A 12,499-nucleotide genomic window follows, 5' to 3' on the forward strand; every position below is an offset into this window, starting at 1 on the left:
GTCCCCGCTACTCGTCGGGATTGTGGAATCGCGCCGCCTTGGCGAGTTCGCGCACCTCGGCGCGCTCATCGGGCGTCAGGCACTCGAAGTCGGGCGCATGCAGCTTGTCGGTGAGCGACTCGATCTCCTCGCGGGCATCGCCGAGATCGCTGACGTCGGGATAGGGCTTGGGCCACCCGAAGAACTCGGCATTCCATTCGCCGGCAGGACCCGACAGGATCGCCTCCAGCGGCCCCATGCCCAGCGCTTGCACGGCCACCGCATGGCGTCCGAAGCGCAGCTCGCGCATGATCTGTGCCATGAAGAACGCGTGAGCCGGGCCGGGTTCCCCAGGTCGGGGCATGTCTCGCCAGCCGACAAAGGTCGGTGCGCCTTGGGGGACCGCAGCGTCGACGACCCGCTCGAGCAGCTCCCCCAAACGCTCCGCGCCCTCCATCCCGGCGAGCCGCTTCTCGCCGTACTCAGTGCAGATGTCGGCCCAGATCAGCGCCCCTTGCGACGGGTTCATCACGGCGCGGCCCGCTTCGACGGCCGAGCGCATCGTGTCGGGATTCCAGAAGAACGCCGCCCCGATCACGTTGTCGACCGGGCACTCGCCGAGCACGCCCAGCCGGCCGGTTGCATACGCCCCGAGCCCCTCGGCCATGCCGCGTTGCGCCGCCTTCTCCAGCGTGGCCGGATCCATCAGCCAGTCCATCGCCAGCATTCCCACTGAACCGCGCATGCTGCGCGCTACCGCCGTTGTCTCCATGACCGTCTTCTCCTGCTTCGATTCGGACCGACGCTAACCGTCGGACCCTCGACCGTGCATGGCCCGGCCACGGCAGGTCGAGAATCTGCCTAACATTAGATTTTGGTCGCGGCACAAGCGGCCGGACACAGGGGGCACGTCATGCACGTCGGTTACTCGGCTGTTTTTCAGAATCCGGAGAATGCTCTGTCGGACCGTGAGGTCTGGGAGCAGGAGATCCGCATGGTCGAGGAAGCCGAGGACCTCGGCTTCGACTCGATCTGGACCGTGGAGCACCACTTCACCGACTACACCATGTGCCCCGATCCAGTGCAGTTCCTGACCTGGGTGGCCGGTCGCACGAACCTGCAACTCGGCACCGCCGTCATCGTGCTTCCGTGGCACGATCCGATGCGAGTTGCCGAGCAGGTGACCATGCTCGACAACCTCTCTGATGGCCGCCTCATCCTTGGCATCGGCCGCGGCCTCGCACGGATCGAGTACGAAGGCTTCCGGGTGGACATGAACTCCAGCCGGGAGCGGTTCTTGGAGTACGCCAAGATGCTCATCGAAGGACTCGAGCAGGGTTACGTGGAGCACGACGGCGAGTTCGTGCAGCAACCCCGGAGAGACATCCGCCCCACCCCGGAGCGTTCGTTCAAAGGCCGCACCTATGCGGCTGCCGTGTCGCCTGAGGGCATGCCGCTCATGGCACAGCTCGGTATCGGCCTGCTGGTGATCCCGCAGAAGCCGTGGGAGATCGTCGAGTCAGACTTCGCCGCATACCACGGCGAGTGGGCCAAGCATCACACCGCGCCGCCGCCCCCGCCGCTGTCAGGCGGGTTCTGCTGGGTGGACACCAACGCCGACCGGGCCGAAGAGAAGGCGATGGAGCACATCGGCAACTACTACGGCACCGTGATGAAGCACTACGAGTTCGGGCCCAAGCGGCCGCACGAGGGCGTCAAGGGCTACGAGTTCTACGAGGGCATCTCCAAGTACATCGACCGCCACGGCGCCCGCGGCGCTGCGGAGGACTTCACCCGCCTCATGCCCTACGGCACGCCCGACCAGGTGCTCGAGAAGCTGCAGGTCATCAAGGACAAGATCGACATGGCGGCGTTCTTCCCGAACCTTGCCTACGCCGGCATGACGTGGACCGAGGCCCGCCGCAACCGCGACCTGTTCGCCACTGAGGTGCTGCCTGTGCTCAAGGAGTGGGACGCCCCGCCCGTGGGCCTCGCCGCCACCGAATCAGTAGCCACAGCCGCCTAGCCGCCTGCCGACTGTGCAGCGGCGGTCAGTCGGCGAGCAGATCCTGGTGCTCGCCGAGGCGTGGCGCCCGTGTGGCGCGCCACGGCGTGGCTGAGAACTTGTACGGCGCGCCTGGGTAGGTGACCGGGGTGCCGTCGTGATCGATCGCGACGGGAAAGCCTCGGGCCACGAAGTGCTCGTCGACCAGCATCTCCTCGGGCGAATAGACGATGCCGCAGGCCAGGCCGATCGACTGCAGACCCACGAAGAGTTCATGAGCGCCGAGCCGCTCGGCCAGGAAGTTGATGGTGTCGCGACCCGCTCCGAACACTTCGGCGCTGAGCGGATCGGCGTCGAGGTGGAGGATGTCGATCTGCTCGTAGCTCTCGCCTAGCTTCAGCAGCTCGGTGTAGGGGCATTCGCCGGCCAGACCCAGTTCGGCCAACCACCCCGAGAGGGCTGCGAACTCGGGTCCGCGTCGTGGCGGCACCCCGGTGTTGAGCCAGCGACTGTCCGCGCAGCGCACCTGGGTGGGCTCGGAGATCTGCGGAAGGGCGTGGCGCCCGGTCTGGCGTTGCACATTGACCTGCTGGTTGAGCCAGAAGTAGGTCGCGAACTCACAGGTCAGGTTGGCGGCCGCGAGCATGGAGACGTCGATGAGCTGCCCGCGGCCCGAATCCTCCCGCCATATCAGCGCCGCCATCAGCGTGGCCGCGGCGTAGTGGCAGGCCATCTGCAGGCCCTGGTTCCCGCCGCCTCGCACCGGAGGGAGGGTGTGGTCGTCGTAGCCGCACGACCACACGGGACCGCCCTCAGCCAGCACGGTGAGGTCGGTGGCCGGAGGGTCGGGGCGTTCTCGCCCGTTGTGCGTGATCGACACCCAGATGAGCCGTTCGTTCCGCCCGCTGGCATCGGTGGAGGGTTGAGCTGCAATCGCCGATGCACTCGAAGGCGCTCCGCGGAGCTGGTTCCAGTCGAGCCCGAGCGCTGCCAGGCGACCGAGCGGCTCCGCTTCGATCACGACATCGGCGGTGCTCACCAGGCGGCGGAAATCACCCGCGCCGTCAGCCGCGTCCAGATCGAGCACCACCGAGCGCTTCGACGTGTTGTAGTGCCACCACCACAGCGCACGCTCGGGGTCGGCCTCGTCGTCGGCGAACGGCTCGTAGGCGCGCATCGGCGATCCGCCCGGAGGCTCGACGACGATCACATCGGCGCCCATGTCGGCGAGCAGCTTCCCGGCGAGCGCGCACCGTTCCGACGTCAGTTCGATGACCCGGAGCCCATCGAGCGGACGGGGGCTTGCCGTTGGCGAGGCGTTGAGCGAAGCCATCAGATGACCCCTTCGGCTTCCAGCTCGGCAATCTCGTCGTCGCTGCGCCCGAGCACATCGCCGAAGACGTACCGGTTGTCCTCGCCCAGGCATGCAGCGCCGCGGCCAATCGCCCAGTCGGTCTCAGACAGGCGGACTGGCAGGCCCTCGACCCGCGTGTCGCCGACCGCGCTGTGCGGCACGGTGACCCACAAGCCCCAGTCTCGGGTTCGAGGATCGCCGTCGATGCGCTCGCTCGGGCGCAGCACCGGCGCAGCGGGCACTCCCGCCTCGACGAGCTGGAGCCCGACGGCGTCCTTGCTGCGCTTCGCGGTCCATCGGCCGACGAGTTGCTCCAGCTCGCCTTCGTGGACCAGGCGACCGGCGAGACGCTGCCAGCGCTCGTCGCCCGTCCACGGTTCGCCGACCGCGTCCGCGAAGCGCTGCCAGTCCTCGTCGTCGCGAACGGCAATCGCGACCCACTCGTCGTCGCCCTCGCAGGCGAAGATGCCGTGCGGCGCCATCGCCGGCGATTGGGATCGGTTGCTGTTGGGCATCCCGCTTCGCCGCGCCCGGCGACCGTTCACCGTGAAGTCCAGCGACGCGGCTCCATGGAGTGTTCCCGCTGCCTCGATGCAGGCTAGGTCCACCCACTGACCCTCGCCGGTGCGCCGCCGGTGATACAGCGCCATCAGGATCGCTATCGCCATGTAGTAGGCGCCGGTGTGGTCCATGAACGAGTAGCCCCACCCGGCCGGAGGCTGATCGGGTAGTCCCGACTGGAACGTCAGTCCGGATACGGCCTGCGCGATCGGGCCCCACGAGCGAAAGCTCGCGTAGGGACCGTCGGCACCGAAGCCGCAGTTCGACACGTAGACGATGTCAAACCTGATCCGGCGCAGCGCCTCGTAGCCAAAGCCGAGCCGCTCCATGACGCCGGCCGCGAAATTCTCGGTGACCGAGTCGCTGACGGCGATCAGGTCGCGGAGCAGTTCTTTGGCCCGGTCATCGCGCAGGTTGAGCGTGATGCCGAGCTTGCCGGCGTTGTGGTTGTTGAACGAGCCTCCGGCCTCGATGCCGCGGTGCTCGCCCACGAACGGCTGGGTTCCTCGCAGGATGTCCCACTTGCCCTGCCGCACGGGGTCTTCGATGCGAATCACCTCGGCACCGAGAGCCGCCAAGATCTTGGTGGCGCCGGCGCCCGCGAGCTGCCCGGTGAAATCGCAGATGCGGATACCGGCAAGGGCGCCCGGCTCGGCGCTGGGCCACACCGGTGAACGGTGACCTGGCCCGATCACGGAACGAGATCGCGCATGGGTGTGCGGGCGCGGCCGGACTCGTCTGCCAGCGCACGCGCGCGCTGCTGGCAGTCGTCGAGCGCGTCGCGCAAGGTCGCCGTCCACGCCGTCATGTCCGGCCGCCTCGCACGGCCTCCGTCGGGTCCGGTCGGCGGAGCGAGCGGCTCCCCCACCACGATCGCGACCTGTGTCCGCTTCGGGAACTTCGCGCCGCTGGGCATTGCCTCGCGTGTGCCCGCGATGCCCACCGGCAGCACCGGTGCACCCGACTTCGCAGCCAGCCATGCAGTGCCATCGAAGACGGGGCCGATGTCGTCGGAAGGCTGGCGTGTTCCCTCTGGGAAGACCAGCATCGTCTCGCCATCGGTCAGCAGGCCGAGCGCTGCGCGCATCGCATCGAGATCGGCCTCGCCGCGACGCACCGGAAACGTGCCGATCGAGCGCATGAACCAGCCGAGCGGCTTGGGATGGAAGAGCTCCTCTTTGCCGAGGTAGCGGACCCGGTGATGGGTGAGGCCGCCGATGAGCGGGCCGTCGAGGTGGCTGCGGTGGACCGGCGCATAGATCAACGGGCCGTCCGCCCGCAAGCGTTCGTACCCGGTGGCTCGCAGCCGGTAAACGCGAAAGAGCAGGATGCGTATGAGCCCCCGCGCCGCCCGCCACGCCAGCGTTCCGGCCATACCGTCGGCCGCGAGCAGCGCACCCGGCCGGGCCAATTGCCGCAGTCGCTTGCCGAAGTCCACACGGTGATTCTGGCGCTTCTCGGTCGCCGCGCGACGACCCGGCCGCCGATGTGGAAACGATGACCGTGTATGTCAGCCGGCGTCGCCGCCCGCCCGACGGTCGGCGCTGACTACTCTCCGTGCCAAAGCGAGGGGAAGCACGATGCCGGTTCCTTCAGACATGGTTGGCGAGGTGATCGGGCCGATCACCCATGATGTGGACGAGCGCTGGACGATGGCCTATGCGGCGTCGCTCGGCGACACCCACGATTGCTATTTCGACACGCTGGCCGACGACGGCGTGGTGGCGCACCCGATGTTCGCCGTATGCCCGGAGTGGCCGGTCATCGTGGCAGGTCGCGACATCTCGGACCGGTGGGGCATCACACCCGACGAGGTCCAGCGCTCCGTGCACGCCACGCATGATTTGACGGTGCACCGGCTGGTGCGCCCCGGCGACCATCTCACCACCAGCGTCACCTACACCGGTGTCGAGCAGCGCAAACCCGGCACTTACCAGACCATGCGCATCGACACTGCTGATGCCAACGGGAAGCCAGTTGCCACGACGTACCAAGGCGGGGTATTCCTCAACGTCGAGACCGCCGGTGGCAACAGGCCCGATCCCGACGCCCCTGCCGAGCCCGACTTCGGCGACCTGCCCGCCGAGCCGCTCGCCGAGATTCCGGTGCCAGTCGCACACGGCGCTGCGCATTCCTACACCGAGTGCGCTCGCATCTGGAACCCGATCCACACTGACGCGGCCGTTGCGCGCAAGGCCGGGCTGCCCGGCATCATCCTGCACGGCACCGCCACGCTGGCGCTGGGCGTCTCGGCGGTTGTCGACGCCGTTGCCGACGGCGATCCGCGCCGCGTCCGCCGGATCGTCTGCCGCTTCCGCGCCATGGTGCTCATGCCCTCGACCATCACCGCGCGCGTCTGGGACGTGGTGCCCGTCAGCGATGGCGGCGCCACGCAGGCCGTCCGCTTCGACGTGCTCAACGCCGAAGGCGGCGCCGCAGTGGACCGGGGTGTCATCTTCCTGAGCTAGATGCCGATCCGTCCAGGGTCGAGGGGATCTCGGGGCTGTAGAGCCACGAGGCGAGCAGGGCCACGGCTTCTGGCCCGCCGAGTTGCGCCACGATCGCCATGAAATCGGGCGTGGTCGCGCTGCTCCCGGCGGACCGCAGGTAGTGCTGCCGCAGCATCTCGAAGAACGTCTCGTCGCCGACATGGCGATGCAGCGCATGCAGGGTCAGCGTCGACCGCTGGTAGACGGACGGGAAGTCGAACAGCTGCTCCACCGTGACGCTGCCGGGCGGCGCTGCGCCCGCGCGGCGCGCTGCCCGCAGTTCGTTGGCCATCAGCGCGCCGATGTCATGGCCTTCATGGTCGGCGAGGTACAGGAAGGCCAGGTAGTGGGCGAATCCCTCGTTGAGCCAGATGTCGCTCCAGTCCCCCGGCGACACTGAGTTGCCGAACCACTGGTGCGCCAACTCGTGAGCGATGATCAGCGGGGTCAGCGTCTGGTTGCCGTGCAGCGAGAGCGTCTGATTCTCCATCGCGAAGCCAACGCTGAACGGCAGCACGAGTGTGCCGTACGCATCAAAGGGGTACGGGCCCAGTAGCTCTTCGAAGAATTGGACGGCGCCTGGCGTGACGGACAGGGCTTCGAGCGTGACCTGACGCTCCGCGTCGGTGAGTGCGCTCGGGATGTAGTCGCGGATCAGCAGGCCCTCGCGCGTCTGCTGGGTGTGGCGCTCGAACTCGCCGATGTACACGGCAGCCAGATAGGTGGCCATCGGGTGGTTCATCTGCCAAGCGAACGTGCGGCGACCGTCGGCCGCCGACTCCTCGGCGAGCACACCTGTCGATGCCGCCGTCAAGTGCTCGGGCACCGTGATGCTGATGGTGAACGTGGCCTTGTCGGTCGGGTGATTGTTCGACGGGAACCACGACATGGCACCCGACGGCTCGTTGACAGTGAAGATCACGCCGCCTTCGTTGAACCAGCCGATGCGGGCGAACGGCACGCCCGGGTCGTCAATGCGTTCGGGCACGCCGGAGTACGCAATCTCGACAGTGAAGCCAGCTCCGGCGGCGATCGGTGGCGCCGGTTGCACGATCAATTCGGCGCGTTCGCGCGAGAACTCTGCTGGGGCGCCGTCCACCTTCACAGCGCTCACCTCGAGTCCGGACAGATCCAAGTAGATCGTCTCGAGCTCGCGGGTGGACACTGCGTGAACGGTCGTGATGCCCTCGAGGGTGTTGGCGACCGGGTCGACATTGAGCACCAGGTCGTAGTGAGTGACGTCGTAGCCGCTGTTGCCGAGCCACGGGTAGAAGCTGTCGCCGGCGCCTGCGCCCAACGGCGGTGACGTGTCGGAAGCCGCTGCCGCACCCGCATCGGTGATGTCGGCTTCGGGCGCCGCAGTCGACGTGGGCTCTGGCGCTGCAGTCGTAGGTGGCGGCGCAGTGGTCTCGGACGGAAGCGCCGTCGTGGCCGGTGAGGCGGCAGTCGTCGTGACAGCCGGGGACGTATCGGGCGGCGGAGTCGTCGCTGCCGGGACCGCATCATCCTCACCGGTGCTGCAGGCCGAGAATGCCAGCGCGACGGCAAGCGCGGGCACAGCTGCCTTCATCCACCTGTGCATCGGAGTCACTCTCTCGGATGTGCGCAGCGAAGTGCCGTCACGCTGGCCATCGGCGTCACTCTTGCAGACGTGTCCGATGAAGTGTCGTCGCGCTGGCGCTCGGCTCGTGGGCGCTCGACGACGCCCGGGCGAAACTGGCGGTTCAGCTCAGATGCGCCGCGAAGTGATCGAGGGTGCGCTGCTTGGCCAGCGCCGCGGCATCGGGGTGAAAGCTGGCTCGGGCATCGCAGTTGAAGCCGTGATCGGCACCGTCGTAGACATGCACGGTGATGTGATCCCAGCGCTCATCAATGGCATGCACGTTCTCGAGCGGGATGCCCTGGTCTTCGGTGCCGAAGTGCAGCAATAGCGGGGCGGTGGGCCGCTCGTCGAGGTGCGGCATGATCTGCCCGCCGTAGTAACCCGACGCCGCAGCGATCTTGTCGGCCAGACGGGCTGAGGCCACGTAGCACATCGACCCGCCCCAGCAATAGCCGACAATGCCGACCTTGCCGCCCTCGGCAGCGCAGTCGGCGGCAGCCGAGATGTCGGCCATCACCTGGTCCACGGTCAGATCTTCGAAGGCGATCTTGCGGCCGACATCGATGCCCTCCGCGTTGTAGCCCAGCTCAACCCCGCCCCGCACGCGGTCGAACAGTGCCGGCGCCACCGCCAGGTAGCCGTCGGCGGCATAGCCGTCGGCAACGCTGCGGATGTGGTCGTTCACCCCGAAGATCTCCTGCACGACCACCACGCCGCCCTTCGGTGGCCCCGATGGCTCGGCCCGGTAGGCGCTGAACGTCACGCCGTCTGAAGCTGTCAAGGAAATCGTCTGTCCCATGGCGCCAATGTCTAGCGGCCCGAGCACTGCCGATGGCTCGGCACCGCCACTTTGGCCGCCGTCTCTGGGTTTCCTAAGGTGCTGCGTCATGGAGTACGTGGGTGACGCACGCCACGAGCGCGACCTCGCCGCCGAGCGACACCGGTGCGAGCGGTGGTTCGTGCGCCAAGGGCTGCCGCAGCTGATTCACGACTATTCCGCAACCACCGACGTGCTCACCCGCGCCGCGCCGTTCTTGGCGTTCGTGGTGTTCATCGAGTTCTTCTTGGTATTGGGCGACCGGTGGACGGGCTGGGCCCAAGCGGGCATCTTCGTGGTGGGCTTGGCGGCAATGGCGGGGGCCATGGCGCTCGTGAACCGCATCCGCGGCCGGCGTCTATTTCAGCTGCCCGAGCGGTTCGGTCCGTGGGAGGTGCTGGCCTATCTCGGACTCGGCGCCGTGTTCGCCGGCCTGGGATCGGCTAACGCGGTCATCGTCGATGCGGCGTTCACCTTGGGTCTGAATGTGGTGCTGCTCGGTGGCGCATATGTGGTGACCAGCTGGGGCCTGGTGCCGATGGTGCGTTGGTCGGTGGGTCAGTTGTGGCGCCAGGTGGGTCAAATGACGACGCTGCTGGCCAAGTCGCTTCCGATCCTGCTGGTGTTCTCGGCGTTCATCTTCCTCAATGCCGAGATGTGGCAGGTGGCCCACGACTTCACACTTCCGTTCTTCGCCATGGTGGCCGGCCTGCTCGTCGCCGTCGGGGCGCTGTTCCTGGGCGTCTCTGTGCGGCGCCTTGCCGTGGACCTTGCTCGCTTCTCCTCCTGGGTCGACGTGCGCTCTCGCTGCGCAGACACGCCGGTGGCCCACTTGGTGCCTGCCGACGATGCGCCCCCGCCGGATGCGCCGCCGCTGGGACGCCGGGCCCGCTCCAATGTCAGCCTGCTGCTGTTCGTGGCTCAGAGCATCCAGACCGTGCTCGTGGCGGGGATCGTCACCGGCTTCTACGTGCTGTTCGGCATGTTCACCGTGCGCGAGAGCACGTTGATGCAGTGGACCACGTTGAGCCAGCTCACCTGGGCAGAGTCGTGGGCGGTGCGTGTGCCGCTGTGGGGCGAGGAACTGCTGTTCAGCCGCCAGTTGGTGTTGGTGGCAGCCTTCATCGGGCTGTTCTCCGGCCTGCAGTTCGCCGTGTCGGTCATGAACGATGCCAGTTATCGCTCGGAGTTCGCCGACGACATGACCGGTGAGTTGCGCGAGGCGCTAGCCGTGCGAGCCGTCTACCACCGGACGTTGGTCACCGAAACGCCCTGAAGCACCTCAGTCCGGGGCTACGAGACCCCCCCCCACCTCAGCCTGACCGCTTTATCAACGACCCGATCTCCTCGGCAGCTCGGTAGCGGGACGCGAAGCTCGGCAGCACCATCAGCTGATCGAGACCGGCAGCCTCAAGCTCGGAGATCTTCTCCACCAACTGATCGGCCTGGCCCACGATGCAGGCTGCTTCGATGAGCTCCGGAGTCGCGAACTGAACCTCGTCGGGGTGCAGATACGTGCCGTGGCCAGCATGGATGCGATAGTGGCGTTCGGCTTCCGGACTCTGCTCCACCAACGCGACGTAGTCGTCCCACACGCTTCGGAGGTGAGGCGGCGGATCGACCCCGAACTGGCGGAAACGCTCATAGGCATAGTGAAGGCCCATCACCGCCATCGGTCCACATTGCTCGACGACACGATCCGAGGTGAGGTCCTCACCCGGCTCGAGCACCGCCATCGCCGTCAACGTCGTCATCTGGAAGCTGTCCTCGTCGAACTCGCGACCGGCACCGGCGGCGCCGCCTGCAGCATTTGCCAGGCAACGCTCAACTGCACTGCGCTGGGGAGGCACCGCTGCGATCAGGCCGTCACCGTACGCACCGGCGAGGGCCTGCCCCTTCGGCCCGAACGCCGAAACGTGCATCGGCACCGGATCGATCACGTTGACGAACCCCAGCTCGGCCATCTGGAACGCGACGTCAGTGGTCTTCCCCCCGTGGGTGAACGGTGCTTCTTCGCCCCTGAGCAGTCGACGTGTGGTGTCGAGGAACGCCTCGAACTCGACTAGGCGCGCTGGCTTCCGTGCCATCAGCCGCCACGCCGTGAAGCCGTTACCCACGCCCAGGAACGTTCGACCGGGAGCCAACACGTTGATGGTGGCGATGCTGTGCGCTGTGACCGGCGCGACCCGAGTATCGACGACCGATACACCAGTACCCAGCTTGATGCGCGTGGTGCGATCGGCTGCCAGTGCCATGCACGAGTAGCAGTCAGACCACAGCATCTGTGAGTCGGCGAACCAGGCCGCATCGAAGCCCAGGTTCTCGGCCCGGACCACCAAGTCGATGTCGTCGATCTTCGAATGCAGACAGATCCCGAACTCCATTGCCCCCCCTTCTTGATGCTGGGTGTGAGAGGCGCTGGCGGTTTGGGGCTACGAGAGCCCCATGCTGTGCCTGATGTTCATGGGGCTACGAGAGCCCCATGAAGCGGCGGGCGTTGGTGTAGACGACCTCGTCGCGCAGGCTGCTCACCTCGTCGTCGAAGCTCTCGAAGGTTTCGTTCAGCTCGGCGAGTGCGCCGGGGAAGGTGCAGTCGTAGTGGGGGTAGTCCGAGCCCCACACCACGGTGTGCGCCAGGCCCATCGCGGCGACCTGCTCGAAGGCCTCGCCCTCGCCGGCTTCCATGGTCACGAAGCACTGCTCGGAGAAGATCTCCGTGGGGTCGCGCTTGAGCCGCGGCACGAGGTGGCCCATGGCCTCCTTGTGCTCGTCGAGGCGATCGAGCCAGTACGGCAACCAGCCCAGGCCGGACTCGAAGAAGCCCACCCGCAGCATGGGGTGGTCGTCGAGCACGCCGGAGGACACCATCTCCATCACCGAGGCCATCTGCTCGAACGGGTGGCAGACCATATGGACATAGAACTGGTTCTCATAGCGGGTTTTGGCGAAGCTCGGCATGCTCGAGCCGAAGCTGCCGTGGATGCCGACGGTCAGGTCGTGGTGCTCGGCTGCGGACCACACTCGGTTCATCTCGTCGGAGAACAGCTCAAGACCTTGATAGCGCTCGGGGCGGAATGTGATGCCGGTCAAGCCCGCGTTGGCGACCTCTTCGATCACCTCGACTGCCCCGTCGATCGACTGCAGCGGGCACACGCCCATGCCGAACAGCCGGTTCGGATCCTCCGAGCAGAAGTCGGTCATCCAGCGGTTGTAGGCACGGGCATTCTCGACGGCGATGTCGGGGTCGTTGATGTCACCCGAGATCAACATGAGCGACGGGAACATCAGCGCCGCGTCGAGGCCCTCGTCGTCCATCACCGACAAGCGAGCGGCCGGGTCGTAACTGCCGGGCACGATGTCGTCCCAAGTGACATCAGTGCCGTATGCGTCCGGGATGCAGGCCGGCGCGATGCCGTTGCGCAGCCTCTTGCCCTCGACGAACATGGCATCGCTGCCGTCGTCCATGATCCGGCACTGCGCGATCAGATCCCGGTACTTGGGATCGGCGTACTCCTCCCACACCGACGTCGGCTCGGCGATATGCGCGTCCGCGTCGTACACCGGCACCTTGCCGTTGGCCGGCCTGGGTCCGCGGCTGCGGTCCTGGGTTGCGGATGTGGTCTCGGTCACCGTCATGTCACGGCCTCCCCATTGCCCCTGTGCGCCCATTCTGCCCCACTCCCGAGGCCCG

At 67.1% G+C, this 12,499-nt stretch carries 11 protein-coding genes; 3 read left to right on the forward strand and 8 right to left on the reverse strand.

Annotation, left to right across the window (positions count from 1 at the left end):
- Window positions 1-7 precede the first annotated feature (7 nt).
- Window positions 8-751 (reverse strand): helix-turn-helix domain-containing protein, encoded by a 744-nt coding sequence (locus ACOGI8_RS14370; protein ID WP_419854477.1) that lies wholly within the window; start codon window positions 749-751, stop codon window positions 8-10.
- Window positions 752-892: 141 nt separating this feature from the next.
- Between ACOGI8_RS14370 and ACOGI8_RS14375 the strand changes: the two genes are divergently transcribed.
- On the forward strand, window positions 893-2,005 hold the full coding sequence (locus tag ACOGI8_RS14375) for an LLM class flavin-dependent oxidoreductase (RefSeq protein WP_419854478.1): 1,113 nt from the start codon (window positions 893-895) through the stop codon (window positions 2,003-2,005).
- Between the two features lie 25 nt (window positions 2,006-2,030).
- Here ACOGI8_RS14375 and ACOGI8_RS14380 read toward each other — a convergent pair whose 3' ends face one another.
- Genes ACOGI8_RS14380 through ACOGI8_RS14390 form a run of 3 tightly spaced genes read right to left on the reverse strand, consistent with a single transcriptional unit; the run spans window position 2,031 to window position 5,337 of the window.
- Entirely contained in the window at window positions 2,031-3,317 is a 1,287-nt protein-coding gene (locus ACOGI8_RS14380) for a CaiB/BaiF CoA transferase family protein (protein ID WP_419854479.1), read from the reverse strand.
- Complete coding sequence (locus ACOGI8_RS14385; protein WP_419854480.1) at window positions 3,317-4,567, reverse strand: CaiB/BaiF CoA transferase family protein; 1,251 nt, start codon at window positions 4,565-4,567, stop codon at window positions 3,317-3,319. The genes ACOGI8_RS14380 and ACOGI8_RS14385 overlap by 1 nt, the downstream gene beginning before the upstream one ends.
- 23 nt (window positions 4,568-4,590) lie before the next feature.
- Window positions 4,591-5,337, reverse strand: coding sequence for a lysophospholipid acyltransferase family protein (locus ACOGI8_RS14390; RefSeq protein ID WP_419854481.1), 747 nt, complete (start codon window positions 5,335-5,337; stop codon window positions 4,591-4,593).
- A gap of 142 nt (window positions 5,338-5,479) precedes the next feature.
- On the opposite strand from ACOGI8_RS14390, the gene ACOGI8_RS14395 reads away from it, so the two are divergent.
- Window positions 5,480-6,367: a MaoC/PaaZ C-terminal domain-containing protein gene (locus tag ACOGI8_RS14395; protein WP_419854482.1), complete on the forward strand. Its 888-nt coding sequence runs from the start codon at window positions 5,480-5,482 to the stop codon at window positions 6,365-6,367.
- Here the strand turns inward: ACOGI8_RS14395 and ACOGI8_RS14400 are convergent.
- On the reverse strand, window positions 6,351-7,958 hold the full coding sequence (locus ACOGI8_RS14400) for a M1 family metallopeptidase (protein ID WP_419854483.1): 1,608 nt from the start codon (window positions 7,956-7,958) through the stop codon (window positions 6,351-6,353). The genes ACOGI8_RS14395 and ACOGI8_RS14400 overlap by 17 nt on opposite strands.
- Window positions 7,959-8,112: 154 nt before the next feature.
- The gene (locus ACOGI8_RS14405) at window positions 8,113-8,790 is read right to left on the reverse strand and encodes a dienelactone hydrolase family protein (RefSeq protein ID WP_419854484.1); all 678 of its coding nucleotides are present in this window, start codon (window positions 8,788-8,790) and stop codon (window positions 8,113-8,115) included.
- 88 nt (window positions 8,791-8,878) lie between these two features.
- Between ACOGI8_RS14405 and ACOGI8_RS14410 the strand changes: the two genes are divergently transcribed.
- The gene (locus tag ACOGI8_RS14410) at window positions 8,879-10,084 is read left to right on the forward strand and encodes a hypothetical protein (RefSeq protein ID WP_419854485.1); all 1,206 of its coding nucleotides are present in this window, start codon (window positions 8,879-8,881) and stop codon (window positions 10,082-10,084) included.
- A 37-nt stretch (window positions 10,085-10,121) separates the two neighbouring features.
- Here the strand turns inward: ACOGI8_RS14410 and ACOGI8_RS14415 are convergent, their stop codons facing one another.
- Window positions 10,122-11,192, reverse strand: coding sequence for an LLM class flavin-dependent oxidoreductase (locus ACOGI8_RS14415; RefSeq protein WP_419854486.1), 1,071 nt, complete (start codon window positions 11,190-11,192; stop codon window positions 10,122-10,124).
- Window positions 11,193-11,277: 85 nt separating this feature from the next.
- On the reverse strand, window positions 11,278-12,444 hold the full coding sequence (locus ACOGI8_RS14420; RefSeq protein WP_419854487.1) for an amidohydrolase family protein: 1,167 nt from the start codon (window positions 12,442-12,444) through the stop codon (window positions 11,278-11,280).
- Window positions 12,445-12,499 lie beyond the last annotated feature (55 nt).

The sequence above is a fragment of the Candidatus Poriferisodalis sp. genome (assembly GCF_965204195.1).
Taxonomy (GTDB): Bacteria; Actinomycetota; Acidimicrobiia; order Acidimicrobiales; family Poriferisodalaceae; genus Poriferisodalis.

Coding starts and splice junctions, on each gene's coding strand:
- ACOGI8_RS14375 (WP_419854478.1), top strand. CDS start 893: ATGCACGTCGGTTACTCGGCTGTTTTTCAGAATCCGGAGAATGCTCTG.
- ACOGI8_RS14395 (WP_419854482.1), top strand. CDS start 5,480: ATGCCGGTTCCTTCAGACATGGTTGGCGAGGTGATCGGGCCGATCACC.
- ACOGI8_RS14420 (WP_419854487.1), bottom strand. CDS start 12,444: ATGACGGTGACCGAGACCACATCCGCAACCCAGGACCGCAGCCGCGGA.
- ACOGI8_RS14380 (WP_419854479.1), bottom strand. CDS start 3,317: ATGGCTTCGCTCAACGCCTCGCCAACGGCAAGCCCCCGTCCGCTCGAT.
- ACOGI8_RS14415 (WP_419854486.1), bottom strand. CDS start 11,192: ATGGAGTTCGGGATCTGTCTGCATTCGAAGATCGACGACATCGACTTG.
- ACOGI8_RS14410 (WP_419854485.1), top strand. CDS start 8,879: ATGGAGTACGTGGGTGACGCACGCCACGAGCGCGACCTCGCCGCCGAG.
- ACOGI8_RS14405 (WP_419854484.1), bottom strand. CDS start 8,790: ATGGGACAGACGATTTCCTTGACAGCTTCAGACGGCGTGACGTTCAGC.
- ACOGI8_RS14400 (WP_419854483.1), bottom strand. CDS start 7,958: ATGAAGGCAGCTGTGCCCGCGCTTGCCGTCGCGCTGGCATTCTCGGCC.
- ACOGI8_RS14370 (WP_419854477.1), bottom strand. CDS start 751: ATGGAGACAACGGCGGTAGCGCGCAGCATGCGCGGTTCAGTGGGAATG.